Here is a 24,710-nt window from a genome sequence, read left to right on the forward strand (position 1 = left end):
CCATCTCACCTTGACCCGATATTACGCTGACCCGCGTCACCGGTAAAAAGTTCGAGGCGCACGATCTCAAATGGCTTTGTACAATGGTCCGACTGGCTTGTCGCCGCGCATCCCGCGCGGCCGTCGGCCGCCCTGCACTCTCTACTGAATCCGCCATGTCCGACACCGCTACGCCCGCTGTGATCCGCCGCGCCGATTACGCGCCGCCCGCCTTCCTGATCGAAACCGTCGCGCTGGAGTTCGATCTCGTCCCCGGGCGCACGGTCGTCCGCAACACGATGCGCGTGCGCCGCAATCCCGACGCCGCGCACGCGCCGCATTTCGAACTGATGGGCGAACAGCTGGAGTTCGTCAGCGCGACGATCGACGGCAACGCGCATGCCGCCGCGCATCCTCACGAGCGCGGCCTGACGCTCGACGACGTGCCCGGCGATTTCGAACTGACGCTCGTGAGCGTCTGCAACCCGGCGGAGAACACCACGCTCTCCGGTCTCTACGTATCGGGCGGCAACTTCTTCACCCAGTGCGAAGCCGAAGGCTTTCGCCGCATCACGTACTTCCTCGACCGCCCCGATGTGATGGCGACCTACACGGTCACACTGCGCGCCGATAAAGCGGCGTTTCCGGTGCTGCTCTCGAACGGCAACCTGATCGAGGAAGGCGACCTGCCCGACGGCCGTCACTTCGCGCGCTGGGAGGATCCGTTTCGCAAGCCGAGCTATCTGTTCGCGCTCGTGGCGGGCAAACTCGTCGCGCTCGAGGAACGCGTGAAGACCGGCTCGGGCAAGGAAAAGCTGCTGCAGGTGTGGGTCGAACCGCACGATCTCGACAAGACGCAGCACGCGATGGATTCGCTGAAGAATTCGATTCGCTGGGACGAGCAGCGCTTCGGGCTCGAACTCGATCTGGACCGCTTCATGATCGTCGCCGTGAGCGACTTCAATATGGGCGCGATGGAGAACAAGGGGCTCAACATCTTCAACACGAAGTACGTGCTGGCGAACCCCGAAACCGCAACGGATACCGACTTCGCGAACATCGAGGCCGTGGTCGGCCACGAGTACTTCCACAACTGGACCGGCAACCGCGTGACGTGCCGCGACTGGTTCCAGTTGAGCCTGAAGGAAGGCCTGACCGTGTTCCGCGACCAGGAGTTTTCCGCCGACATGGCCGGCGGTGCAACGGACGAAGCAGCGCGTGCCACGAAGCGCATCGAGGACGTGCGCGTGCTGCGCCAGATGCAGTTCGCCGAAGACGGAGGCCCGATGGCGCATCCGGTGCGCCCGGAAAGCTACGTCGAGATCAACAACTTCTACACGATGACGGTGTACGAAAAAGGCTCGGAAGTCGTGCGGATGTATCAGACGCTCTTCGGTCGCGACGGCTTTCGCCGCGGCATGGACCTGTATTTCGAGCGCCACGATGGGCAGGCCGTGACGTGCGACGATTTCCGCCACGCACTCGCCGATGCCAACGGTCGCGATCTCGCGCAGTTCGAACGCTGGTACAGCCAGGCCGGCACGCCACGCGTGTCCGTCAAGACCACTTACGACGCAGCGCAGCGCCGCTACAGCGTGACACTGACGCAGGGTTATGGCGAGAGTTCACCGGCCGCCCGCGAAACGCAGAAGGGTCCGCTGCTGATTCCGTTTGCAATCGGCCTGATCGGCAAGGACGGCGCCGATCTGCCGCTGCGCCTCGAAGGCGAAACTGCCCCGGGTGCCGGCACAACACGCGTGCTCGAATTCACGACGACCGGGCAGACCTTCACGTTCGTCGATGTTGCCGACAGGCCGCTGCCTTCGCTGTTGCGCAATTTCTCGGCACCGGTGATCGTCGAATACGACTACTCGAACGAAGATCTCACCTTCCTGCTCGCCCACGACAGCGATCCGTTCAACCGCTGGGAGGCCGGTCAGCGCCTCGCGACGCGCGAGCTGCTCGCACTTGCTTCGCGCGCCGCAACAGGCGCCCCGTTACAGCTCGACGATTCCATTGTCGCTGCGTTTGCCCGTGTGCTGCGCGACGAAACGCTTTCGCCGGCGTTTCGCGAACTCGCGCTGATGCTGCCATCGGAAGCCTACCTGGCCGAGCAGATGGTCGAGTCGAATCCGGCCGCTGTGCACCGGGCCCGGCAGTTCGTTCGCAACCATCTGGCGAACGCGCTGCGCGCCGACTGGCTCGCGATCTACGATCGCCATCAGACGCCGGGCGCATACGAAGCAACGCCCGAAGCATCGGGCCATCGCGCACTGAAGAATCTCGCGCTGTCATATCTCGCCGACCTGGACGACCCTGCTGAAGCCGTACGGCTCGCGCGCGCGCAGTACGACGCGGCGAACAACATGACGGACCGGTCGGCGGCACTGTCGGCGCTGCTGAATGCGTCGGCGGCGACGGGCGGAACGCTTGCCGATGCCGCGCTCGACGACTTCTATCGACGCTTCGAAAAAGAACCGCTCGTCATCGACAAGTGGTTCGCCCTTCAGGCGACGCAACGCGGAAGCGCGCAGCGACCGGTGATCGACATCGTGCGCAGGTTGATGGCGCATCCGGCGTTCACGTTGAAGAACCCGAACCGGGCGCGCTCGCTGATCTCCAGTTTCTGCACGGCGAATCCGTCGCAGTTCCATGCCGAGGATGGTTCGGGTTACCGCTTCTGGGCCGAACAGGTCATCGCGCTCGACGCGATGAATCCGCAGGTCGCGGCACGTCTCGCAAGGTCGCTGGAGTTGTGGCGCCGGTTCACGCCCACGCTGCGCGATAGCATGCGCGCGGCGCTGGAATCCGTCGCCGCGAAAGTGAAATCGCGCGACGTGCGCGAGATCGTGGAGAAAGCGCTGGGCTGATTTTCCGGCGCAACTGCCTGGGAAAGGAGCCGGCGTGCGGTGCCGGCTCCTCGTTGCCCGCGCGCTCAAAACGGCCTTACGCCGCTCAATTCATCTTCATCTTGCGGGAAACGGGCGTTGCGACCCGCTACAGCGCGAACTGCTGTGATGCGAAAAGCACGCACGCCATCTCAAAACGCGAGGCACGCGGGTGCAAGCGGGTAAAATCAGCGCATTCCTTCGCCTCTCCGGAGTAAGCAATGTCTTTGCAACGCCGTACCACTCTTACGAAGTACCTGATCGAGCAGCAACGCGAAAACAATAACCTGCCTGCCGATCTGCGCCTCCTGATCGAAGTCGTTGCGCGGGCATGCAAGTCGATCAGCTATCACGTCAGCAAGGGCGCGCTGGGCGAAGCGCTCGGCACCGCTGGCAGTGAAAACGTGCAGGGCGAAGTGCAGAAGAACCTCGACATCCTGTCGAACGAAATCCTGCTCGATGCGAACGAATGGGGCGGCAACCTGGCCGCGATGGCATCGGAGGAAATGGAAACGTTCTTCCCGATCCCGAGCAACTATCCGAAGGGCGAATACCTGCTGGTGTTCGATCCGCTCGACGGCTCGTCGAACATCGACGTGAACGTCTCGATCGGCACGATCTTCTCGGTGCTGCGCTGCCCGGACGGCCAGCAGCCGACCGAACAGTCGTTCCTGCAGCCCGGTTCGCAGCAGGTCGCCGCGGGTTATGCCGTGTACGGTCCGCAAACCGTGCTCGTGCTGACAACCGGCAATGGCGTGAACTGCTTCACGCTCGATCGCGAACTCGGCTCGTGGGTGCTCACGCAAAGCGACATGCGCATTCCGGTCGAAACGCGCGAATACGCGATCAACGCATCGAATGCGCGCCACTGGCATGCGCCGGTCCAGCAATACATCGGTGAGTTGAACGCGGGCTCCGACGGCCCGCGCCAGCAGGACTTCAACATGCGCTGGATCGCATCGATGGTCGCGGACGTTCACCGTATCCTGAACCGCGGCGGCATCTTCATGTACCCCGCCGACAAGCGGACGCCGGACAAGCCCGGCAAGCTCCGCCTGATGTACGAAGCGAACCCGATGGCGTTCATCGTCGAACAGGCGGGCGGCGCCGCGACGAACGGCGAGAAACGCATTCTCGACGTGATGCCGAAGAGCCTGCACGAACGTGTGGCGGTGTTCCTTGGCTCGAAGAACGAGGTCGATCGGGTGACCCGCTACCACCATGAAACAAAAAGTTGAAAAAGTTGATTGAGGGGGCTTGTCAAAGTATCGGAGAAGTCCCTATAATCTCGTTTCTCTGATGCCGGAATAGCTCAGACGGTAGAGCAGCGCATTCGTAATGCGAAGGTCGGGGGTTCGATTCCTCTTTCCGGCACCATAAGATTCAAGCACTTAGCCCAGTCATTGCGACTGGGCTTTTTGCTTTCTGGAATCCGTTGATACACAAGCAGAGGGCGTCGACGGATATCCCGAGCCCTGTCGTCACGCCTGAACGACATCGACGACGGCGCAACGCACGATAGGTCCACACACCACCGAGCATCGTCAGCGAACCATGCGAGCGCGCTTATCCTTGTCGTCATACCTCGTAGCAATGTTTAAGAATCCTGAATGACGAACACCGCGCTCGACACGACGCGCCACACCATCACTCCCGCAGCGCCCGCTTAGCCCGAAAGAAATCAATCAGCGCACGCACCTTGAGCGGCATCTGCGCGCGGCCCGGCGTATACAGATAGAAGCCGGGAAACACAGGACACCACGCCTCCAGCACTTTCACCAGCCGGCCATCCTCGAGTTGCTCACGCACGTATCCGTCGATCACATGCAACAGCCCGACGCCCTGCTCAGCCGCCTTCACCATCGTGCGCAGATCGTTGGTGACGAGGCTCCCCTGCGTCTCCACTTCGAACACGCGACGCGGATCGTCCGGTTGCGCGAACTCCCATCGATACATTCCGCCGCTTGTCGAGAACCGGTAGCGCAGGCAATCGTGCGCGACGAGATCCCCGGGCGTCGCGGGTTTCGGATGGCGCTCGAAATACGCCGGCGATCCGGCCACCGCGATACGCACCTCGCCGCTCAGCGGCACGGCAACCATATCGCGCGCAACGCGTTCGCCCAGACGAATTCCGGCATCGAAGCCCTCGCCGACGAGATCGACGAAACCATCGTCGAGCGTCAACTCCAGCCGGATATGCGGATAAGTGCGGGTGAATTCCGCGAGATACGGCTGCACGAGCATTTCACTCGCAATGCGCGGCAGATTGATGCGCAACGTGCCCGCCGGATGATTGCGCGTTTCATCGAGGGAATCGAACGCCGCCTCCAGCGTCGCGAGCGCGGGAAGCACGCGCTCCAGAAACTGCGCGCCCGCCTCCGTCAATGCGACACGGCGTGTTGTGCGATTGAAGAGCCGCACGTTGAGCTGCGTTTCCAGCGCCCGGATGGTCTGCGACAACGCGGAAGGCGATACCCCCGTTTCGCCTGCCGCGCGGGTGAAGCTGCCGTGCCGGGCGACCGCGACGAAGGCCGTTAACCCGGGCAGATGAGACGGATCCATGGCTGCGCTCCATTGTGAAGTATCACTTCACAATTCATTCAGAAAGACCCGATTTTTCCACAAAAATATTCGGCGCACGATACGTTCATCGCCTTCGCACTTCCGGCTTTCGCGGAATGCAACCTGAACGTTCCCAAGGAGACAACTCATGACGATGCAACGCTATACCCTGCTCGGTCGCTCCGGCCTGCGCGTGAGCCCGATCGCACTCGGCACGATGACGTTCGGCACCGAATGGGGCTGGGGCGCCGACGAGAAAGCCGCCCAGCGGCTCTTCGATCTGTACGTGGACGCAGGCGGCAACTTTATCGATACGGCCGACCTGTACACCGAGGGCACGAGCGAGCAGTGGGTCGGCCGGTTCGCGGCACAGCGCGGATTGCGCGAACGCCTCGTGATCGCCACCAAGTACAGCTACAACGCCGAAAGCGGCAATCCGAACGCGGGCGGCAATCATCGAAAGAATCTGATCCGCGCGCTCGAAGGCTCGCTGAAACGCCTCGGCACCGATTACATCGATCTGTACTACCTGCACACGTGGGATCGCATGACGCCCGTCGACGAAGTGATGCGTGCAATGGATGACGCCGTGCGCGCGGGCAAGATCCGCTACGTCGGGCTCTCGGATACACCGGCATGGTTCGCAGGACGCGCACAAACGCTCGCCGACTGGCGCGGCTTCGAACCGGTCGCGGCAATGCAGCTGGAATACTCGATGATCGAGCGCAATGCGGAAAACGAGTTTGCGGATCTCGCGGCCAATCTCGGCATGGGGCTCGTGCCCTGGAGTCCGCTTGGCATGGGCGTGCTGTCGGGCAAATACCGGCCGTCGCAAGCCGCATCGTTCCAGACGAAGGGATTTTCAGGCGACGGGCGGCTTGCGAGCCTTGCGGCTGCGCCGCCCCCGGGCTTCGACAAGCTCACCGAACGCAACTTCCGTATCGTCGCCGAACTGGAAGCGGTCGCGAACGAGGCCGGCCGCCCGATGGCGCAGGTCGCGCTGAACTGGCTGCATCAGAAGCGCGGCGTGTCGAGCATCATCGTCGGCGCGACGAAAGCGGAGCAGTTGCAGGAATCGCTCGGTGCGCTCGATTTCATGCTCGCGCCGGAACACCTCGCGCGGCTCGACGCTGTTTCGGAACCGGCCCGGCCGTTTCCGTACTACATGTTCGCCGACGGACATCAGGCGCGCATCCACGGTCAGATCGACGTGGTCGGCAAGCCTGAGGGTTATGACCGCCCGGTTCGCGTACCGGCCCCGGACAAAACACCTGTCGAAACCCCGTAGGTCAGGAAAGGGGCGACGAAACGACGAGCCCGCACCGGGCGGCGGCCATGTCGCTGCCCGATAACGCGCGCGTCGTCCGCAAACCCGACGCATGTCGGCGTGCCCGAAAAATATTAGCGATATTTGTGCAAACTGATTTTCGAACGAATGATCGTTTAAAGTCGAATGCGCCCTCATTCACAAAAAACGGCACAGAAAAATATATGTGGGCGTCAACGGCACGCCTTAATGATCCGTTAATGAAAGATCACGCAAGATCGTATTTCGCATGAATGTGAAGTCGAGCGTCTTTTCGCTGCAGCGCACAATAAAAGCGTTATCTGTTTCGATGGCCCACATGTATGCAGGCGCACAGAACAAGGGCGGGAAGCAAGGGGAGACCGGTTGTAAGGGCGGGACTGAAGCGAGAGGATTAGCAGACAACCGATAAATTCTATTCACTCAAGTTCAATTCCGGAAGAGCTGTGCCGTTAAAGCAACAGTGAAACGGCGAAACCAGAGTTGCCGCTTCGCAGCACTGGTGCAAAACGAAGACCGAGGCAGATAATCGGTTTGTAAAGGAGAAAGATCATGGATACCAAACCGCCAAGAATTCCGACCCCAGACCAGGTGTTGAGTCCGGATCCGGAACCGGCAGGCGTTGAGTTCCTCGGGGCCGAACTTCCAGAACACGTTCGCGCATTCTTCGACGAACAACGCAAGTCGTGCGACCAGAAGTAAGCGTGGTCAGACACGGCAATACGGGATACGCGCTGGGTTACGCCCAATCCGCGCGGAGATGGCTGTCGTGCGCAGGCGCCTGGGTGCGCCGCGTACCGCGCGCATTCGCGCAAGCGGCTGCCGTCTGATTGTTGCATGCGCGCCGGGTTGCAGAACCCGGCGTGCAGGGTTGCGCGCGTCGCCTTGACCGCACCGATGCGCTGATGGTCTATTCTTCTGCTGTTTACGTTCTGGCCTGTTGGCCCGCTATTCCTCATGACACTTCCAAAACGCGCTCGCGTGCTTTGCGCGACGCTGCTCGCGGCCACGTTTGCCGTCGCCCCGCTTCCCGCCTCCGCCGATGGCGACGACACGGCGCTCACCAATCTCATCGCGCTTGCGTCGCAACGTCTTGCACTTGCGGAGCCGGTTGCGCGCTACAAGTGGGCCACGCACCAGCCGATTACCGACACGCCGCGCGAAAACGCGCTGCTACAGGATGTCGCGAAGCGCGCGATGGCGGCGAATGTCGATCCCGCCTTCGCGCAGGCGTTCTTCCGCGATCAGATCGATGCCAGTAAAGATGTGCAGAACGCCTTGTTCGAAGCATGGCGCAATGGCCAGCCGCCCGCTGGCGCCGCGCCAGACCTCGCCACCAGCACGCGCCCGCAAGTGGACCGCCTGACCCAGTCGATGATGGCCGGCCTTGCGCGAGTTCAGCCGCTACGCGGCGCGCCGGACTGTCCGTCGCGGGTCGCGCAGGGCATTGCAAACTGGAAGTCATTGACGCGCTACGACGCCGCGCATTCGAGCGCGCTCACGCACGCGCTCTCGCACGTGTGCGAATCGGGCGGCGTCGGCGCGACGGGTTGAAACGGCCGCTAGACCGTGGCGGCATCGCTTGCGGCGAGCGGCGCTGACGCGGCTGTGCCCAGCAGCGAAACCGCGAGGCCGCGGTCGAGATGCGTCTGGAGGATGCGGTACGTCGACAGTTCGAACGCACTCGCAACGCCGGGCACGACGAGTAAGGCGGCCTCTTTCCGCGTCGCCGCACCGCCGAGATACCGCCAGCGGTCGATCACATGAAACGCCGAGGCCTGCGATTGCGCGTCGCGTTCCTCGAAGACGATGGGCCCGGTGAACGGCCAGGGCGCATCGATGGGATCGTTCCGGCCGACGCGAGGTGCCCGGTTATGCCGCGGTCGCAGCGTCGCGATCCATTGCGCCTCGGCGAGCAACGCGCCAAGCTCGCCGCCCGTCGCACGCCATTCGACGCGCCGAACCAGCTGCGCGAGACGGACATCCTTCGCCGAACGCCGTTCAGCCGTGAGATGCGCCCGCACCCGCTGACGGACACGCACACTCCGGCCAACGTAAAGCGGCAGATCATCTTCGCCGTAGAACACGTAGACGCCGCAACCGGCGGGTGCGGTGTCGAGCAGATCTTCGGTGATATCGCCGGCAAGCTGGAAATAACGCGTAGTGCGCTCGATCTGCGTGCGCAGTGCGTCGACTGGCACGAGGTTGTGCAGACGCTGCCAGAATTGCCAGAGCAGATCGGCGTCCGCCAGTGCACGATGGCGATCGGACGGCACGAGCGCGTGACGCTGAACCAGTGCATCGAGGCCATGGCGCTTCTCGGCCGGAAACAGGGCGCGCGAGAGCCGCACCGTGCAAAGCACGTCTGGATTGAACGTCAGCCCCACCCGCGCGAACTCGCCGCGCAGGAAGCCGCGATCGAAACTGGCGTTATGCGCGACAAAAAGCTTGCCCTTCAGGTGCTCGAACAGCGCGGGCGCGATCGACTCGAACGTCGGCGCGCCACGCACCATCGCATCCGTAATGCCGGTGAGCTGCTGGATGAAGGGCGGAATGGGCTGCTGCGGATCGAGCAGCGTGCTCCAGCGCGAAACACCTTGCGGCCCCACTTCGACGACGCCGACTTCGGTAATCCGATGCTCGCCGACAGACCCACCGGTGGTTTCGAGGTCGACAAAGACAATGGGTACGTCGATGGCGGAAGCCGCCAGATACTGTTCAGGCATGGGAAGGCGTTGTAGGCGTGACTTCGCGCAAGTATGCACCACTTGGCAGATCAGCAGGATTGCACGGGGAAATTTTTATCGCGCGGCCGGGCATTAAAACGGGGCGCGCCAGCACGCTTTTTAGTATTCGATATTTCTATTGGGAATCTATAAACCGATCGGACAAAAATGCGGTTTTATCATTAACCAACATGGCGCGCCCTCGCTAATTGAGGAACCTCATGTTCTGCCGCATCCGACCATACAGGACATCATTCGCGGACGTAAAAAAGCCCCCGACAGATGCGAGGGCTCCAGAGGTCACCGCGGCGTCTGCGCGCGGCGTACCGAGGCGTGCGCCGAGGCTTACAGCGGCTGGATGTTTGCAGCCTGCTTGCCCTTCGGCCCGGTCTTCACCTCAAACGACACGCGCTGATTTTCTTTCAGCGACTTGAATCCTTCCGAGCGGATTTCCGAAAAATGCGCGAAAAGATCTTCGCCACCCGAATCAGCCGTGATGAATCCAAAGCCTTTAGCATCGTTGAACCATTTGACGATACCGGTTTCCATATTCCAGTTTCCTTCAAGATTTTAAGTAAAACGGGCAATGCCCTTTATGCCAACTCCATGGGCCTGCCAGGCACACATCGGGCTCCGGAATTCAGCCTTGCCGTTATACGGGGAACGATGAGAATCCGTCAAGAGATATTCCGGTAGTTGTTTAGCAGCAGGAATGCAAAGCCAGAATGACACGGTCGCCTGATACAAAACGCATCTTTAAAGCTCGAGGTCATTATTACATCTTAAAGATTTACTGAATTTAAATTCGGGAATAATTGCCGTTATGTAACATATGGTGTATTTGGTAAGTGTTTATCCGGGTTGTTCATGTAACGCATTCACTTCACGATCGGATGTACGCAGCGAGCAACGGGAGATCGCCATGTTTTTAAAGGAACTCGGACGACTGGCCACCCGGCTTTTTCATTCGCGACCGTCTTCGATACAGGCGGCCATCCCCATGGAAACGGCCAGTTCTTCGGCCTTTGCGCTCGACCCGATGTGGCACGGCGATCACTGGCAGAACCTGCTGTCTTCCCCTATGGACGCACGTCGTTACGTCATGGAAGATTGGAGCGTGCCAGACAACTTCGGGTTCGACGAGCCGGATCCGGTGGCAACCGGCGCTGGCTAGGAAGGAATGACAGAACGGCGGGACAAAAAAAGAGCGCGGCTGGAAAGCCGCGCCGACAAAGGTTTGGAGATCTTTTTCATCAACGAAAAAGTCTGCTTCGAAAAGCAGAAAGTTTAGTATAGCGCCGCCATGAAAGCCAATTAGCCGCAATAACAACAATCAACCATTTCTAAAACGACAACAATTGCAATTCTGGCCAATCATTGTCGTTTTTGTGCCACTTTTGCTGTCGTAATTGAACAACGTCCAAAGGTTGACACGCCCTCCCGTGTAACGTCAAAAACCCACTCAAGCCTTTACCAGCAAGGCTTCAGCCGGGGCTAATTATCATTTCCGATCCAGTAATACTTTATTGTGCATTTCGGAATGAGCGCATCACAACGCACCTACTTACACTTTGTCTGTCCCGGAAACAAACGCGCTTGTTGTATCGCGCGTTTTCACGTGCATTCCGCCTCTCGCAGCGTTGCGTGATTGTTTCCTTGAAGCCTGGGTTTTTCGAAAACCCATCCTGTTCTCGGAGCTACAAAGATGAAAAAGACACTCATGGTCGCGGCCCTGTCGGGCGTGTTCGCTACTGCCGCTCATGCACAAAGCAGCGTCACACTGTACGGCCTGATCGATGCTGGCATCACTTATACCAATAATCAGAACGGTCACAGCAACTGGCAGGAAACGAGCGGCTCGGTGAACGGCAGCCGTTGGGGCCTGCGCGGTGCGGAAGATCTGGGCGGCGGTCTGAAGGCCATCTTCACGTTGGAAAATGGCTTCGGCATCAACGACGGCTCGCTGAAGCAAGGCGGCCGTGAATTCGGTCGCCAGGCTTTCGTCGGCCTGTCGAGCAACCAGTTCGGTTCCGTGACGCTCGGCCGTCAATACGACAGCATGGTTGACTACGTCGGCCCGCTGGCGCTGACCGGCACGCAATACGGCGGCACGCAGTTCGCCCACCCGTTCGACAACGACAACCTGAACAACTCGTTCCGCGTGAACAACTCGGTCAAGTACCAGAGCGCGGCTTACGGCGGCTTCAAGTTCGGCGCGTTGTATGGCTTCTCGAACCAGGCAGACGGCTTTGCGAACAACCGTGCATACAGCGCGGGCGCATCGTATAACTACGGCGGCCTGAACGTCGGCGCGGCTTACCTGCAACTGAACAGCAACGGCGCAACGGGCGCGGCTGCAGCGTTCAACGCAGGTGGCGCGGTGTCGAGCGACAACACGTTCTTCGCAGCGCGTCAGCAAACGTGGGGCGCAGGTGCAAGCTACACGTTCGGCGCGGCAACGGCTGGCCTCGTGTACTCGCAAACGAACCTGAACGGTCTGGCCGGCATCGGCGCAGGCGCATCGGGCGTGACGGGCGGCATCGCCACGAACGGCGACAGCGCACGCTTCCAGAACTTCGAAGCGAACGCACGCTACGCGCTGACGCCGGCTCTGAGCATCGCTGGTTCGTACACGTATACGCGTGGCAACCTGGAAGGCACGAGCCCGCACTGGAACCAGTTCAACCTGCAAACCGCCTACGCGCTGTCGAAGCGCACGGACGTGTACCTGCAAGGCGAATACCAGGAAGTCAACGACGGCGCGCCGGTCAATGCAGTCATCAACGGCCTGGCCGCTTCGAGCAACAACAAGCAAATTGCTGTGACGGCTGGTCTGCGTCACCGCTTCTAAGCTTCAAGTCAGTATCTGCAGTATTGAAAGGCGCCGCTTGCGGCGCCTTTTTTATTGATCTCAGCGCACGTACCGACCCGCAATAGCTGTAAGGGAAGTGCTCCTCGCCTGCTTTCCGACGACAGTAACCGCATCCAGGTTTAAGCCCTAACCGCCCGTATCGGGCGGCGGATAGCGGACGTCGAGCACATCGATGGGTTCCGGACCGGCAGGCGTGTGCAACGTGACCTCGTCGCCGATCCGTGCTTTCAGGAGCGCGCGCGCGATGGGCGACACCCAGCTTACGTGCCCGATGTCCAGGTTCACCTCATCCACGCCGACGATTGTCACCGTGTGCGTTTCGCCATCTACGGTGCCGTAATCGACGCTCGCGCCGAAAAATACCTGGTCGACGCTTTCCTGCCGGCTGCTGTCGACGACTTCCGCCAGATCGAGCCGCTTTGTCAGAAAACGGATGCGTCGGTCAATTTCGCGCAGACGTCGTTTGCCGTAGATGTAATCGCCGTTTTCGGAGCGGTCGCCGTTCGACGCCGCCCACGAAACCAGCTTCACGACTTCCGGACGCGCCTCGTCGATCAGATGCAGCAGTTCGTCACGCAACCGCCGGTAGCCGGCGGGCGTGATGTAATTCTTCGCGCCCGCGGGAATCTCGGGCTGGGCGACATCGGCGTCGTCGTCCTGATCGTCGGTCGACTCTTTGACAAAGGCTTTGTTCATGGTGCTTCGAGGGGGCGAGGCCCCGTCCATCAAGATACATAACAAGGATAATGAGACAAATTGGCGTTTGTGGCTTCCCTTTTTTCGAGGCTTTGCTATAATCTCGTTTCTGCGTGCGGCTGTAGCTCAGTTGGATAGAGTACTTGGCTACGAACCAAGGGGTCGTGGGTTCGAATCCTGCCAGCCGCACCACTTATTCGAGGGCCTTCCTCCGGGAAGGCCCTTTTGTTTCACCGGCGTTTCGTCTGGTTTTTGTACGGCAAAGCGTCTGAGTGCAAGCATTACCTGTTTCGCGTGCGGCTGTAGCTCAGTTGGATAGAGTACTTGGCTACGAACCAAGGGGTCGTGGGTTCGAATCCTGCCAGCCGCACCACCTATAAAGGGCCTTCCGTCGGAAGGCCCTTTGCTTTTTGTGCCGAGGGAATCAGCGCGGCGCCGACTGGATGTCACCGATGCGGCCGTTCGGTGTCGGCACGTCTTCCGGCGAGGGCTGCGCTGACGCTTCGCCAATCACCTCGGCAATCGCCCCCATCAGGGCCTGAGGCTCACGCAACATGCCGTCGGCGACCGTATCGCCGAAGCGGCTCGCGACGAACGCCCGCAGCAACGCGATCCGCGTCGATTCCCCGCGCCCTTCCACCGCTCGCAATCCGCCCTCGAAATCGGCGACGCAGTGTGCGTCGGTCCCGTGCGCGCCCGCGACGATTTCCAGCCTCCGTGCGCGATCGAGCACGAGCGCAGCCGCCTCCCACGAACCCGACGGCGTGAACCGTCCGTCCCACGGACGGCCACGATCGGTGCCGCGGATCGCTACCGTGCGGCCGCCGTCGGTGAAATGGATTTCGCGGACAAAGTCGTAGAGGCTTCGCGCCACCCAATAATCGAGCGCGACATCGGTCAGATCGGCAACGTTCATCGGCTTACCTTTTCGCTGCGAGAATGGGACGACCGTCGCGCACGTCAAAACTTCAAATCGCGGCACGACAGGTACGCGACCGAAGCCGTCTCAAAGCGTGACGACCCTGATTCAGATAATGGATGAAAGACGCATTTGCCGTACCTGCCGCAGACGCTGACACGGCCGCAACTACGCGCGGGTCCAACCCGGACGTGGATGAAGCCGTCAGTAGTCCCCGCGTTCGCGGTCGATCCGCATGCCGCCGTCGTGACGATGATGGCCTTCTTCGCTCGGACGCTCGCGCGCGATGCGCATGACGTCCGGGTTCGTACGCACCCGGCGCATGACGTTGGCGAGGTGCACCCGGTCGCTGACCTGGATGACGAAGCGCAGGACAGTGGATTCCTGTGAGAGGTCCTCGTCCATCGCGATGTGAACGATATTCGCATCGGCCGAGGTAATGTCGGCGGCGACGCGGGCGAACACGCCCTTCGTATTCTTCACCAGCACCTTGATCGCGACGTCGAAGAGACGCCCAGGCTGCGGCGCCCACGCAACGTCGATCCAGCGGCCCGGATCGCGGCGGTGAATACGCTGCGCGACGCGACAATCGGTGGTGTGGATCGCCATGCCGAGGCCGATGCCGATGTAGCCCATGATGTCGTCGCCCGGAATCGGGCGGCAGCACGCCGACAACTGCACCGACATGCCTTCGGTGCCCGTGATCACCACCGGCGGCGCATGCGAGCCGCCGGAATCGTGGCGCGTGCCGTCGTCGTCGGCGTCGCGGCCGCTCATCAGCACTTCGATGCGCTTCGCCATGACGGCTGCGACGCGCCGACCAAGACCGATGTCCGCGAAAATCTCCTGGCGATTCTTGTTGCCCGTCCACAGCACCAGCTTTTCCCAGACCTCCGGTGTCACGTCCGACAGCGCAAAACCATAGCCCTTCAGCGCCTGATCGACCAGACGCTCACCCAGCTGCACCGACTCGTTCAGGCGCATCGTCTTCAGGTAGTGACGGATCGCCGAACGCGCCTTGCCCGTCCGCACGAAACCGAGCCACGCGGGATTCGGCTTCGAATACGGCGCGGTAATGACTTCGACGATATCGCCGCTTTTCAGCTCGGTGCGCAGCGGCAGCAGTTCGTTGTTGATCTTTACCGCGACGCACTGGTTGCCCAGATCGCTGTGGATCGAATACGCGAAGTCGAGCGCCGTGGCGCCGCGCGGCAACGCCATGATCTTCGACTTCGGTGTGAACACGTAGACCGCGTCCGGGAACAGGTCGATCTTCACGTGCTCGAGGAATTCGCTCGAATCGCCGGCTTCGCTCTGGATATCGAGCAGCGACTTCAGCCACTGGTGCGCGCGCTTTTGCACATCGTTGAGATCGGCGCTGCCGTTCTTGTACAGCCAGTGCGCGGCGACGCCCGCTTCCGCGATCTCGTGCATCTTGCGCGTGCGCACCTGGAACTCGATCGGCGCGCCGAACGGGCCGACGAGCGTGGTGTGCAGCGACTGATAGCCATTGACCTTCGGAATCGCGATGTAATCCTTGAACTTGCCCGGCACCGGCTTGTAGAGCGCATGCAGCGCGCCAATGCAGGTGTAGCACTCCAGCGCGCTCTCGACGACCACGCGGAAGCCGTACACGTCCAGCACCTGCGAGAACGACAGCTGCTTGTCGCGCATCTTCTTGTAGATGCTGAAGATGGTCTTTTCGCGGCCGGTGACCTCGGCAAGGAGCTTTGCGTCGGCGATCGCGCGCTGCACCGACTCCATGATCTTGCCGACCACTTCGCGACGATTGCCGCGCGCCGCCTTCACAGCCTTTTCGAGCGTGGCGTAGCGATGCGGGTTGAAATTCGCGAAGCTCAGGTCCTGCAGCTCGCGATATGTATTGTTCAGGCCCAGCCGGTGCGCGATCGGCGCGTAAATATCGAGCGTTTCGCGCGCCACGCGGCGACGCTTTTCGTGCGGCACCGCGCCCAGCGTGCGCATGTTGTGCAGGCGGTCTGCCAGCTTGACGAGAATCACGCGCACGTCACGCGCCATTGCGAGCAGCATTTTGCGGAAGTTTTCCGCCTGCGCCTCTTCGCGATTGCGAAATTCCATCTTGTCGAGCTTTGACAACCCGTCGACCAGTTCGGCGACCTTCGCGCCGAAGCGCTCGGCGAGTTCCGCCTTGGTCACGCCCTGGTCTTCCATCACGTCATGCAGGAGCGCCGCCATGATCGACTGGGCGTCGAGCTTCCAGCCGGCGCAGATTTCCGCGACGGCGACTGGATGCGTGATATAGGGTTCGCCGCTTTGACGATACTGGCCGAGATGGGCCTCATCGCTGAAATGAAAGGCCGCCTTGACGTCCTTGATCTCTTCCGGCGTGATGAATTCGGCGAGCGCCGACGTCAGCTTCGCGATCGAAACGACGTCGTGCCGGCGCGGCTGCTCCGGCGTGGCGGTCGGCCCGAACAGATGGCGAAACGACTGTTCGAGGACCGCGTCGATGTAGCGGCGTGCAGTAGAAGGCGAATCGCCTTCCTGGGCGTTGTCGTGGGAATCGTGCTCCGCTTCCGATGCGGCAGGCGATGGGGTCGTGCTCATGTTCGCCTCCGTGCCGGAATACGTGCTGGCGACAAGCCGGTCTGCACGCGTTGATTCAATAATTCAGCAATCGAATGCAGATGAAGCGCCTTAAACCGGCACCTTCTTCAGCATTTCGACGCCGACCTGACCAGCCGCGATTTCGCGCAGCGCGACAACGGTGGGCTTGTCGCGGCTTTCGATCTTCGGCGTGTGGCCTTGTGCGAGCTGACGCGCGCGATAGGTTGCGGCAAGCGCCAGTTCGAAACGGTTCGGGATCTGTTTCAGACAGTCTTCGACGGTAATGCGGGCCATGTTGGAAATTCCTTCTCAGTATGTTGCTTATTCTACCTTATGTGCCGGAAACCCCGCCGTTAGCCGCCGTGCGGCAAATGAATGCCGAGTTGCACGAAAAGCTGGGTGTGGCGCGCGTACTGCGAAGCGAAGCGTGAACGCGTCGCCGCGACGAGGCATTGCAGCTCGGCAAGTGCGCGATCGAAGTTCTCGTTGATCACGACGTATTCGGCTTCGGCAGCATGCGCCATCTCGCTACCCGCTGCGAGGAGACGCCGCGTAATCACGTTCGGCTCGTCCTGGCCGCGCTTCTTCAGACGCTCTTCGAGCGCATCGAGCGAAGGCGGCAGAATGAAGATTTCAACGGCATTGTGGAACTGCTTTTTCACCTGCTGCGCGCCTTGCCAGTCGATTTCGAGCAGCACGTCGTGGCCGCTTTTCATCTGTTCCTCGATCCACACGCGCGAGGTTGCGTAGTAGTTGCCGTGCACTTCGGCGCTTTCGAGAAACTCGCCCTGCGCGTGACGCGACAGGAAGTCATCGACCGACGTGAAGTGATAGTGCTGACCGTCCTGTTCCTTCGGACGCGGCGGGCGCGTCGTGTAGGAAATCGACAGACGGATCTGCGGATCTTTCGCGAGCAGCGCGTTCACGAGCGTCGATTTGCCCGCGCCCGACGGCGCCACGACCATGAACAGGTTGCCCGGATAAGCGCCGGCGTAAGGGTTGCGCGGCGCGTTGCCTTCGCGTGTCTGGCCAGTCATGGGCGTGTCACTCCAGGTTTTGTACTTGTTCGCGCATCTGCTCGATCAGGAGCTTCAGCGTCATCGACGAATCGGCCAGTTCCTTCGCGGCCGCCTTCGATCCCAACGTGTTCGCTTCGCGATTCAGTTCCTGCATCATGAAGTCGAGACGCTTGCCGACCTTGCCGCCCTTCTCGATCACATGACGCGTTTCGTTCAGATGCGCGGTGAGACGTGTGAGCTCTTCGGCGATGTCGATGCGGATGCCGTAGATCGTCACTTCCTGGCGGATACGCTCGGCGATTTCCTCGCGCGAGACGATCGTGGCCGCGCCGTCCGGCGCCGCGATACCGAGCGCTTCCTGCAGCCGCTCGACGATTTTTTGCTGGTGCTTCGTGATCAGTTCCGGCACGAGCGGCGTGATCTTCGTGACGATCGCTTCCATTTCGGTGACGTTCGCAATCAGCATCGTCGCGAGTTGCGCACCTTCGCGGGCACGCACGTCAATCAGGTCGGCGATGGCCTGCTTGCCGCAGGCGAGTACCGCGTCGCGCAGCGTTTCCGGCGCCACGCCGCTTTCGGCGAGCACGCCCGGCCAGCGCAGGATTTCGCCCGTGCGCAGACGGCCGGCTTCCGGAAATACGCCGAGCACCGCACGCTCGAGCAGCGCGAGCTGGTCGAGTGTCTCGCGGCTCACCGAACCCGCGTTCGCCGACTGCTCGCTGCGCTGCAGGTTGATACGGATATCGACCTTGCCGCGCGAAAGCTTGTTCATCAGCATTTCGCGCAACGTCGGTTCGCAGACGCGCACATCTTCCGGCATGCGGAAGTTGAGGTCGAGAAAGCGCGAATTCACGGTGCGCAGCTCGACCGAGACGCTCACGCCGCCTGTACCTGAAGCCGCTGCGAGTTCGCGCGTGGCGCTCGCATAGCCAGTCATGCTGTAGATCATCATTCGTCTCGCGAAGGGCGGTCTGTCTGCCGGCGCTCATGCCGGCAGACAGACCTGAGGATTCGAGCCGCCCGGCGTGTACGAGACGCGGGGCGAAGAACGCGCATTATCCCATCTTTGGCGGCAACGCTTCGTCCACGCGCGACCGGTTCGCCCGGGCCCGCCGCGCCGATCGGCGGTAAAATCCCGGTTTCCCCTCCTCTATTCCTTTCCCCGGCTCCCGACCATGACACATTCCACAAAACGTCCCAGCGGCCGCCCCGCCGACCAGCTGCGCGACGTGCGCATCACGCGTCATTACACGAAGCACGCAGAAGGCTCCGTTCTGGTCGAATTCGGCGACACCAAGGTGATCTGCACGGCGAGCATCGCTGAAACCGTGCCGGGCTTCCTGCGCGACCGTGGACAGGGCTGGCTCACCGCCGAATACGGCATGCTGCCGCGCGCCACGCACACGCGCAGCGACCGCGAAGCCGCGCGCGGCAAGCAGACAGGCCGCACCCAGGAAATCCAGCGCCTGATCGGCCGCGCGCTGCGTTCGGTGTTCGATCTGGAGAAGCTCGGGGCGCGCACGCTGCACATCGACTGCGACGTGATCCAGGCCGACGGCGGCACGCGCACGGCGAGCATCACCGGCGCGTTTGTCGCCGCGCATGACGCCGTCGCGAAGCTGCTCGCGACCGGCCGCATCGAAACGTCGCCGATCACGGATTACGTCGCGGCGATTTCGGTCGGCGTGTTCGACGGTCTGCCGGTGCTCGACCTCGATTACGACGAAGACTCGCAATGCGACACCGACATGAACGTCGTGATGACCGGCGACGGCGGCTTCGTCGAAATTCAGGGCACCGCCGAAGGCGTACCGTTTTCGCGCGATGAAATGAACGCGCTGCTCGATCTCGCGCAAAGCGGCATCGAGACGCTGATCGCGAAACAGAAGGAAGCGCTGGAGTCGAAGGGTGAATGATCGGGAAACAGGCGCCGGTACGATCGCTTCGTCACTGAAGCAGGTTGTACTTGCGTCGAACAATGCGGGCAAGCTGCGCGAATTCGCTGCACTCTTTGAAACCGTCGGCATCGAGCTGATTCCGCAGGGGCGCCTGAACGTGCCGGAAGCCGAGGAACCGCATCCGACGTTCGTCGAAAACGCGCTCACGAAAGCGCGGCACGCAGCGAAAATCACCGGGCTGCCCGCACTCGCCGACGATTCCGGTCTGTGTGTCGTCGCGTTGCGCGGCGCGCCGGGCGTGTATTCGGCGCGCTATGCGCAACGCGCGGGCGGCGAAAAAAGCGATGCGGCGAACAACGCGTATCTCGTCGAACAACTTGCGGGCCAGAGCGACAGGCGCGCCTACTACTACTGCGTGCTCGCGCTTGTGCGTCACGCCGACGACCCGGAGCCGCTCATCGCCGAAGGTCGCTGGCATGGCGAGGTGCTCGACGCGCCGCGCGGTGCGAACGGCTTCGGCTACGACCCGTACTTCTATCTGCCGACGCTGGGTGCGACCGCCGCGGAACTCGAGCCCGCGGTCAAAAACGCGACGAGCCATCGCGCGATCGCGTTGCGGCGCCTGCTTGCGCGTCTGTCGGAGGCGGCATGAGCGCGGCGTCCAGCACGGGTGGCGGCATCGGCGGAATCGGTGTCAACGTCGTCAAGGCGTTCACGGCGCCGGGCGGCATCCGTCTGACGTCGTTGCCGCCGCTCGCGCTCTATGTGCATTTCCCGTGGTGCGTACGCAAATGCCCGTATTGCGATTTCAACTCCCACGAGTGGAAAGGCGATACGTTCCCCGAGAACGAATACCTCGATGCGTTGCGCACTGACCTTGAACTGGCGTTGCCGCTCGTCTGGGGTCGCCAGGTGCATACGGTGTTTATCGGCGGCGGCACGCCGAGCCTGCTGTCGGCGGCCGGGCTTGACCGGCTGCTGTCGGACGTGCGCGCGCTGCTGCCGCTCGACGCGGATGCCGAGATCACGCTCGAAGCAAATCCCGGCACGTTCGAAGCCGCCAAATTCGCGCAGTTCCGCGCGAGCGGCGTGAACCGGCTGTCGGTCGGCATCCAGAGTTTCAACGAGGCGCATCTGAAGGCGCTCGGCCGGATTCACGATTCGACGGAGGCGCGTCGCGCAGTGGAAGTCGCCGCCGCCACCTTCGACAACTTCAACCTCGACCTGATGTTCGCGCTGCCGCAGCAGACGCTCGCCGAATGTCAGGCTGACATCGAAACGGCGCTGTCGTTCGCACCACCGCATCTGTCGCTGTATCACCTGACGCTCGAACCGAACACGCTGTTCGCAAAGTTTCCGCCACCGTTGCCCGACGACGATCAATCCGCCGACATGCAGGACTGGATTCACGAGCGCACGACGGCGGCCGGTTACGAACGCTACGAAGTGTCGGCGTACGCGAAGCCGCACCGGCAGAGCAAACACAACCTGAACTACTGGCGCTTCGGCGACTATCTCGGCATCGGCGCGGGCGCACACACGAAGCTGTCGTTTCCGAACCGTGTGCTGCGTCAGGCCCGCTACAAGCATCCGGCTACGTTCATCGAGCAGGCGAAAGCCGGCGCACCGGTGCAGGAAGAGACCGAAGTCGGCCCGCGCGATCTGCCGTTCGAATTCATGCTGAACGCGCTGCGTCTGGTGGAGGGTTTTCCGGTGCATCGGTTCGTGGAACGCACAGGTCTTTCGATGACGTCGATCGAACCAGCGTTGCAGGAAGCCGAGAAGCGAGGCCTGATCGTGCGCGATCACGAGAAGATTGCGCCGACCGTGCGCGGGCAGAACTTCCTCAATGATCTGCAGGCGCTGTTTCTGAAAGACGGGCGCTGATTGCCGGCGCCAGTGGCCGTCGCGAGCCGATTTCGGGTTACAATTCGCGTCCTGGAGGTGTGGCCGAGCGGTTTAAGGCACCGGTCTTGAAAACCGGCGAAGGAGCAATCCTTCCGTGAGTTCGAATCTCACCGCCTCCGCCAACAGGCTCCGCCCGACAATGGTTTTCGGGAGATCTTCAAAAACTCCCATACTCTCACCCACACTTCAGAGTACGGCGTGCATGCCGCGCCCATGACCTATTGATTTCCGCCGGTCAATAGCTGCTCTACTCTGGTCAATCCGAACTTCTCGGCTTCCGCTTTATGGAAGACGCAGTCAGCGATGCAACCCGCCAAGCCGCCCACGTTGATTGATCTCTGCGTTGGCGACGCTGATCGCCGTGTGCCCCGCCCAGTGAGTTCTTTCCTCGTCACGAAGAGTCGCGAGCCGGTCGGCGGCCTCGCGTTGCAGGGATAGGGCACGCTGCCGGATATCGTCGCCGGGCCATCCCATCGCGCAGCTCAGCGTCTCCAGCGCCCCGGCATGCCATGCGACCTCAAGCGCATGCGCGAGCGCCGGACTCAGGCGGGCATGTTTGCCCATGACACGCGAAGTCCACCACACTGCGGCAAGTTCAGGGATACGGCGCCTGAAGCCGGGTAGCTCGCGCCTCTGACGCATTAACTCGGCCAGTTCAGGGACACAGCAGGAAACCTCACCGTGCCTTTTTACACGTCGCACCTTTAATCCCATAAGCTTCATATATCACCCGTTCGCATAAGTGGATGTCTCGCGGCGGCGCGGCGCGCCCTTGCTTCCGCCGATGCCTGCAAGACCGCCCGCATAGTCGCAGGCGCGGCGCTGTCGTGCAAACCGATGTAGATACGCAGGTGTTGCACCGTGCCATTGTCGAGCCTGCAACCGGCTGCTGCGAATTTTCGGCGGCCCATTCACGGAAGGTCCTTTCAGCCAAAGTGCGGAAACCCGTGTACCGGCGCGTCAAAGTACTGGCGAGCCCCGGACGACGGGCGGCTTGGATAGCTGCAATCGAAGGCAGCGCAAGTGGAAGGAAGAAACAGTACCGGTCAGAACCAACCGCATCAGGCGGTAGTCGGCCATGAGCTGCCGGTCGAGGTCGCTATCCAATTTGAATAGCCAAGGTCTCGTCCGCCCCCGCTCAATGGCCGGTTTCCGGCGAGCAAATTGCCGGTAGCACTGCCTCAACCCGGCCAGGAAGAGACACGCGGGAATGATTGCTGACAGACCGATCTGAGTCGTACAGCGGACTTTAGCCGCATCGCGATGTTACGCGTTCCTAGGCTTCAGATTTTAAGGCCGCTGCCGACCTGAACCGTTATGCGAGCCGAGAGTGTCAGGACCGCACCGCCTTTCACATTGCTATCAATTGCCACTGCTTTCCATCTGACTCTAGCCTGTGAGTTAGTCGAAGCGACCGAAGAAAATGTATGTCGTGAGACACAAGGACCAACGCTCCGGGGTAATTGCCCAGCGCCTGCTCTATCGCGTCAATGGATTCCAGATCGACGTGATTGGTCGGTTCATCTAGTAACAAAAGCTGCGCTGGCTCGTTGCTCCACAAGACGCACGCAAGCGCGCCCTTGAGTCGCTCACCACCGCTCAACGCAGCGGATGGCAAGTGGAGAAGGTCGGAGTTCAAGCCCAGCAATGAAAGGTGGCTGCGCAACACCCCGTCCGGCAGCGGCGATTTCAACTCGTGTAGACGTTCAAGAACCGACCGTCGCGGTGGTAACAGCCTTGTCGCTTGCTGATCGAGCCATGCGCTACGCACGCCGGTCTGGCAGACACCCGAGACCGGAGCGATGCTGCCGGCCAACATCTTTAGTAGCGTTGTCTTGCCACAGCCGTTTGGACCCGTCACGGCGACGCGGACGGGCCCGGTCAGCGTCATCGTAAGAGGAGGGCTGTTTACCGGAAAAGGTGCAACGGCGTCTTCCAGATGGATAACGCGCTTTCCTGCGGCAATGGCAGTTGCTGGCAGTACGAGAGCGACCGCTTTGTCCGGCTCCACGCCACGTGCGGCCTGATGAACGGCCTCGTCGAGTTTGACCTGCGCTTCATGCTGGCGAAGTCGCTCCCGGCCCGCAAACGCCTCAGCGCCATCCTTGCGACGACCCAAGGCAATGCCAGGCAAGTTCGCGTTCTTTGCACCTTTAGCCTGGTGTGCGGCGCGACGTTGCTGCGCGTTGTGTTGACGGCGCAGCGCGCGCTCAGCAGCATTTCGCTCCGTGCGTGCGCGCTCAAGCGACGCCTGAGCAGCCGACGCTTCGGCGCTGCGTTGAGTGACGTAGAGCGCGTAGTTGCCGCCGTAATTACGAATCCCGCCCGGGTTCAGTTCTACGATACGTTCCATCATGTCGAGTAAATCCCGATCGTGACTGACAAGAATCAGACCGCCTGTCCATCGCAGTAACTTGTCACGCAGCCACTGTCGCGCGGTGCAATCCAGATGGTTGGTGGGTTCGTCCAGTACCAGACCTTCGGCTTCGGACAGAAACGCTCCGATTAACGCGACCCGGGTGAGTTCGCCGCCACTCAGCGAGCCTGCCAGAACTTGTGGCTGCAGGTGTGCCAATCCGCTTTCCGTTAGCGCTTGCTCCAGGCTGGAACGGATGTTCCACCGTCCGTCCAGCAAATCGAAGTCGCCAGGACAGGGCTCACCTCCCTCCATCCGATCTAGCGCATTGAGTATCGGTGTCAATCCGGCGACATCTGCGACTGTCGCCCCTTTTCCAGGGACAATTTCCTGAGGCACGTAGGCGACCATGCCATGGCGCGCGATCTGCCCAGCGTCAGGCTTAACCAAGCCCACTAACACGCTCGCCAGCACGCTCTTGCCAGTGCCGTTTCGACCCAGCAACCCGGTCCGTTCGCGCTGGAAGGTTTCGTTCAGTTCATGCAGCAGTGTCCTGCCGTCCGGTAACGTCACTGTGACCTGACGCAGAGAGATCGAGAAACCTGCGGTGGCCGGCGGGAGGCCGTGGGCGAAAGCGGAAGGCGCAAGCGTCAATACCCCGAGGGCTTCGCCTCTGATATGCGTCATGGTTTGTCCCGAGTGTAGTGACAGCGACATTCTCTCACCACGGCCAGCGATGTAATCGTAAGCGGCCATTCTTGCGATTCAGCTAATCGTCCGCTCAGGGTCGGCTCTGGCCGACCGTGTCGGGCGACAATCGGCCACTAACGCCCCGTCGGCCTACGTTTGCGAATGACCGGTTATGGAGGGCGGATTCGAACCCGTTCAGACGGCGAGCATCGGCTTCCGGATTTGCACGGTTTCAACCGCATCCACGCCACGCAAGCGAACTCCGTCCGCCCCGTCGCTGACACCACGTGCCTCGACAAAGCGTC

General features: G+C 61.5%; 21 protein-coding genes and 4 tRNA genes. 14 read left to right on the forward strand and 11 right to left on the reverse strand.

What is annotated here, in order from left to right:
* Positions 1–155: 155 nt before the first annotated feature.
* The 3 genes from pepN to LPA36_RS04320 all read left to right on the forward strand — a co-directional run bounded on the left by pepN (position 156) and on the right by LPA36_RS04320 (position 4,244).
* On the forward strand, positions 156–2,849 hold the full coding sequence (pepN, locus tag LPA36_RS04310) for an aminopeptidase N (protein ID WP_228874918.1): 2,694 nt from the start codon (positions 156–158) through the stop codon (positions 2,847–2,849).
* A gap of 239 nt (positions 2,850–3,088) precedes the next feature.
* On the forward strand, positions 3,089–4,105 hold the full coding sequence (locus tag LPA36_RS04315) for a class 1 fructose-bisphosphatase (RefSeq protein ID WP_228874919.1): 1,017 nt from the start codon (positions 3,089–3,091) through the stop codon (positions 4,103–4,105).
* Between the two features lie 63 nt (positions 4,106–4,168).
* Positions 4,169–4,244: transfer RNA gene (locus tag LPA36_RS04320), tRNA-Thr, on the forward strand.
* A gap of 270 nt (positions 4,245–4,514) precedes the next feature.
* Here LPA36_RS04320 and LPA36_RS04325 read toward each other — a convergent pair.
* Positions 4,515–5,429, reverse strand: a complete 915-nt coding sequence (locus tag LPA36_RS04325; RefSeq protein ID WP_228874920.1) for a LysR family transcriptional regulator — start codon at positions 5,427–5,429, stop codon at positions 4,515–4,517.
* A gap of 148 nt (positions 5,430–5,577) precedes the next feature.
* Between LPA36_RS04325 and LPA36_RS04330 the strand changes: the two genes are divergently transcribed.
* From LPA36_RS04330 to LPA36_RS04340, 3 genes are all read left to right on the forward strand, one after another.
* Positions 5,578–6,717, forward strand: coding sequence for an aldo/keto reductase (locus LPA36_RS04330; RefSeq protein WP_228874921.1), 1,140 nt, complete (start codon positions 5,578–5,580; stop codon positions 6,715–6,717).
* Positions 6,718–7,287: 570 nt separating this feature from the next.
* Positions 7,288–7,437, forward strand: a complete 150-nt coding sequence (locus LPA36_RS04335) for a hypothetical protein (RefSeq protein ID WP_228874922.1) — start codon at positions 7,288–7,290, stop codon at positions 7,435–7,437.
* 255 nt (positions 7,438–7,692) lie between these two features.
* Positions 7,693–8,289 (forward strand): chorismate mutase, encoded by a 597-nt coding sequence (locus tag LPA36_RS04340; RefSeq protein ID WP_228874923.1) that lies wholly within the window; start codon positions 7,693–7,695, stop codon positions 8,287–8,289.
* Between the two features lie 8 nt (positions 8,290–8,297).
* Here the strand turns inward: LPA36_RS04340 and LPA36_RS04345 are convergent, their stop codons facing one another.
* Together LPA36_RS04345 and LPA36_RS04350 are read right to left on the reverse strand one after the other, a co-directional pair.
* The gene (locus LPA36_RS04345; RefSeq protein ID WP_228874924.1) at positions 8,298–9,461 is read right to left on the reverse strand and encodes an exonuclease domain-containing protein; all 1,164 of its coding nucleotides are present in this window, start codon (positions 9,459–9,461) and stop codon (positions 8,298–8,300) included.
* Positions 9,462–9,806: 345 nt separating this feature from the next.
* Positions 9,807–10,010 (reverse strand): cold-shock protein, encoded by a 204-nt coding sequence (locus LPA36_RS04350; protein WP_228874925.1) that lies wholly within the window; start codon positions 10,008–10,010, stop codon positions 9,807–9,809.
* Positions 10,011–10,383: 373 nt separating this feature from the next.
* On the opposite strand from LPA36_RS04350, the gene LPA36_RS04355 reads away from it, so the two are divergent.
* The gene (locus tag LPA36_RS04355) at positions 10,384–10,635 is read left to right on the forward strand and encodes a hypothetical protein (protein ID WP_228874926.1); all 252 of its coding nucleotides are present in this window, start codon (positions 10,384–10,386) and stop codon (positions 10,633–10,635) included.
* Positions 10,636–11,166: 531 nt separating this feature from the next.
* On the forward strand, positions 11,167–12,312 hold the full coding sequence (locus LPA36_RS04360; protein ID WP_228874927.1) for a porin: 1,146 nt from the start codon (positions 11,167–11,169) through the stop codon (positions 12,310–12,312).
* Positions 12,313–12,459: 147 nt separating this feature from the next.
* Here the strand turns inward: LPA36_RS04360 and greB are convergent, their stop codons facing one another.
* A complete protein-coding gene (greB, locus tag LPA36_RS04365) occupies positions 12,460–13,029 on the reverse strand; it encodes a transcription elongation factor GreB (protein ID WP_228874928.1) in 570 nt (189 codons plus the stop codon).
* Positions 13,030–13,144: 115 nt separating this feature from the next.
* On the opposite strand from greB, the gene LPA36_RS04370 reads away from it, so the two are divergent.
* Positions 13,145–13,221 (forward strand) — tRNA-Arg (locus tag LPA36_RS04370).
* A gap of 104 nt (positions 13,222–13,325) precedes the next feature.
* A tRNA-Arg gene (locus LPA36_RS04375) sits at positions 13,326–13,402 on the forward strand.
* A gap of 51 nt (positions 13,403–13,453) precedes the next feature.
* On the opposite strand, the gene LPA36_RS04380 is transcribed toward LPA36_RS04375, so the two are convergent.
* From LPA36_RS04380 to LPA36_RS04400, 5 genes are all read right to left on the reverse strand, one after another.
* Entirely contained in the window at positions 13,454–13,945 is a 492-nt protein-coding gene (locus LPA36_RS04380) for a phage protein NinX family protein (RefSeq protein ID WP_228874929.1), read from the reverse strand.
* Positions 13,946–14,152: 207 nt separating this feature from the next.
* Entirely contained in the window at positions 14,153–16,534 is a 2,382-nt protein-coding gene (locus tag LPA36_RS04385) for a RelA/SpoT family protein (RefSeq protein WP_228874930.1), read from the reverse strand.
* A 90-nt stretch (positions 16,535–16,624) separates the two neighbouring features.
* A complete protein-coding gene (rpoZ, locus tag LPA36_RS04390) occupies positions 16,625–16,828 on the reverse strand; it encodes a DNA-directed RNA polymerase subunit omega (protein WP_006025620.1) in 204 nt (67 codons plus the stop codon).
* A gap of 59 nt (positions 16,829–16,887) precedes the next feature.
* Entirely contained in the window at positions 16,888–17,571 is a 684-nt protein-coding gene (gene gmk, locus LPA36_RS04395) for a guanylate kinase (protein WP_228874931.1), read from the reverse strand.
* A 7-nt stretch (positions 17,572–17,578) separates the two neighbouring features.
* On the reverse strand, positions 17,579–18,502 hold the full coding sequence (locus tag LPA36_RS04400; RefSeq protein WP_228875610.1) for a YicC/YloC family endoribonuclease: 924 nt from the start codon (positions 18,500–18,502) through the stop codon (positions 17,579–17,581).
* A gap of 226 nt (positions 18,503–18,728) precedes the next feature.
* Here LPA36_RS04400 and rph point away from each other — a divergent pair, with 226 nt between their 5' ends.
* The 4 genes from rph (at position 18,729) to LPA36_RS04420 (ending at position 21,481) form a co-directional block, all read left to right on the forward strand.
* Entirely contained in the window at positions 18,729–19,469 is a 741-nt protein-coding gene (rph, locus tag LPA36_RS04405; RefSeq protein WP_228874932.1) for a ribonuclease PH, read from the forward strand.
* Complete coding sequence (gene rdgB / locus LPA36_RS04410; protein ID WP_228874933.1) at positions 19,462–20,103, forward strand: RdgB/HAM1 family non-canonical purine NTP pyrophosphatase; 642 nt, start codon at positions 19,462–19,464, stop codon at positions 20,101–20,103. Before rph ends, rdgB begins: the two co-directional genes overlap by 8 nt.
* A complete protein-coding gene (gene hemW, locus LPA36_RS04415) occupies positions 20,100–21,338 on the forward strand; it encodes a radical SAM family heme chaperone HemW (RefSeq protein WP_228874934.1) in 1,239 nt (412 codons plus the stop codon). Before rdgB ends, hemW begins: the two co-directional genes overlap by 4 nt.
* A 53-nt stretch (positions 21,339–21,391) precedes the next feature.
* Positions 21,392–21,481, forward strand: a tRNA-Ser gene (locus LPA36_RS04420).
* A 175-nt stretch (positions 21,482–21,656) separates the two neighbouring features.
* Here the strand turns inward: LPA36_RS04420 and LPA36_RS04425 are convergent.
* Positions 21,657–21,923 (reverse strand): hypothetical protein, encoded by a 267-nt coding sequence (locus tag LPA36_RS04425; RefSeq protein ID WP_228874935.1) that lies wholly within the window; start codon positions 21,921–21,923, stop codon positions 21,657–21,659.
* A 787-nt stretch (positions 21,924–22,710) separates the two neighbouring features.
* Entirely contained in the window at positions 22,711–24,402 is a 1,692-nt protein-coding gene (locus LPA36_RS04430) for an ABC-F family ATP-binding cassette domain-containing protein (RefSeq protein WP_228874936.1), read from the reverse strand.
* Between the last annotated feature and the right edge of the window lie 308 nt (positions 24,403–24,710).

The organism is Paraburkholderia saeva, from assembly GCF_907164555.1.
GTDB lineage: Bacteria > Pseudomonadota > Gammaproteobacteria > Burkholderiales > Burkholderiaceae > Paraburkholderia > Paraburkholderia saeva.

Coding starts and splice junctions, on each gene's coding strand:
- pepN (WP_228874918.1), top strand. CDS start 156: ATGTCCGACACCGCTACGCCCGCTGTGATCCGCCGCGCCGATTACGCG.
- LPA36_RS04315 (WP_228874919.1), top strand. CDS start 3,089: ATGTCTTTGCAACGCCGTACCACTCTTACGAAGTACCTGATCGAGCAG.
- LPA36_RS04325 (WP_228874920.1), bottom strand. CDS start 5,429: ATGGATCCGTCTCATCTGCCCGGGTTAACGGCCTTCGTCGCGGTCGCC.
- LPA36_RS04330 (WP_228874921.1), top strand. CDS start 5,578: ATGACGATGCAACGCTATACCCTGCTCGGTCGCTCCGGCCTGCGCGTG.
- LPA36_RS04335 (WP_228874922.1), top strand. CDS start 7,288: ATGGATACCAAACCGCCAAGAATTCCGACCCCAGACCAGGTGTTGAGT.
- LPA36_RS04340 (WP_228874923.1), top strand. CDS start 7,693: ATGACACTTCCAAAACGCGCTCGCGTGCTTTGCGCGACGCTGCTCGCG.
- LPA36_RS04345 (WP_228874924.1), bottom strand. CDS start 9,461: ATGCCTGAACAGTATCTGGCGGCTTCCGCCATCGACGTACCCATTGTC.
- LPA36_RS04350 (WP_228874925.1), bottom strand. CDS start 10,010: ATGGAAACCGGTATCGTCAAATGGTTCAACGATGCTAAAGGCTTTGGA.
- LPA36_RS04355 (WP_228874926.1), top strand. CDS start 10,384: ATGTTTTTAAAGGAACTCGGACGACTGGCCACCCGGCTTTTTCATTCG.
- LPA36_RS04360 (WP_228874927.1), top strand. CDS start 11,167: ATGAAAAAGACACTCATGGTCGCGGCCCTGTCGGGCGTGTTCGCTACT.
- greB (WP_228874928.1), bottom strand. CDS start 13,029: ATGAACAAAGCCTTTGTCAAAGAGTCGACCGACGATCAGGACGACGAC.
- LPA36_RS04380 (WP_228874929.1), bottom strand. CDS start 13,945: ATGAACGTTGCCGATCTGACCGATGTCGCGCTCGATTATTGGGTGGCG.
- LPA36_RS04385 (WP_228874930.1), bottom strand. CDS start 16,534: ATGAGCACGACCCCATCGCCTGCCGCATCGGAAGCGGAGCACGATTCC.
- rpoZ (WP_006025620.1), bottom strand. CDS start 16,828: ATGGCCCGCATTACCGTCGAAGACTGTCTGAAACAGATCCCGAACCGT.
- gmk (WP_228874931.1), bottom strand. CDS start 17,571: ATGACTGGCCAGACACGCGAAGGCAACGCGCCGCGCAACCCTTACGCC.
- LPA36_RS04400 (WP_228875610.1), bottom strand. CDS start 18,502: ATGATCTACAGCATGACTGGCTATGCGAGCGCCACGCGCGAACTCGCA.
- rph (WP_228874932.1), top strand. CDS start 18,729: ATGACACATTCCACAAAACGTCCCAGCGGCCGCCCCGCCGACCAGCTG.
- hemW (WP_228874934.1), top strand. CDS start 20,100: ATGAGCGCGGCGTCCAGCACGGGTGGCGGCATCGGCGGAATCGGTGTC.
- LPA36_RS04425 (WP_228874935.1), bottom strand. CDS start 21,923: ATGGGCAAACATGCCCGCCTGAGTCCGGCGCTCGCGCATGCGCTTGAG.
- LPA36_RS04430 (WP_228874936.1), bottom strand. CDS start 24,402: ATGACGCATATCAGAGGCGAAGCCCTCGGGGTATTGACGCTTGCGCCT.